Source organism: Adlercreutzia sp. DFI.6.23 (assembly GCF_024462535.1).
GTDB lineage: Bacteria > Actinomycetota > Coriobacteriia > Coriobacteriales > Eggerthellaceae > Adlercreutzia > Adlercreutzia rubneri.
On sequence record NZ_JANGBP010000393.1, the window covers coordinates 1 to 310 of the forward strand.

Annotated in this window: 1 protein-coding gene; it reads left to right on the forward strand. The window is 65.8% G+C overall.

What is annotated here, in order from left to right:
- The first annotated feature begins 27 nt into the window (after positions 1 to 27).
- Complete coding sequence (locus NE591_RS13860) at positions 28 to 300, forward strand: ATP-binding cassette domain-containing protein (protein ID WP_256156933.1); 273 nt, start codon at positions 28 to 30, stop codon at positions 298 to 300.
- Positions 301 to 310: the final 10 nt, after the last annotated feature.

Here is a 310-nt window from a genome sequence, read left to right on the forward strand (position 1 = left end):
CAGAGGTAAGCGAGAATGGGGCGAGGCATGAACGTCATCGAGGCCCGCGGGCTGACCAATGTCTATGGCGGCCGCGCGGTGGTGCGCAATTTCTCCATGACTGTGGCGGCGAGCGACATTTACGGCTTCGTCGGCAAAAACGGCGCCGGCAAGTCTACCGTCATGAAGATGATCTGCGGCGATGCGCTGCCCACGGCTGGCGAGGTGGTGCTGTTCGAAAGCGATCGGGCCGCGGCGGGGGCCGCGGGACCCCATCCCCGTAGGGGGCGACCTCGGTCGCCCCTCGTCAAGCGAGATTGATCCGCTTGGG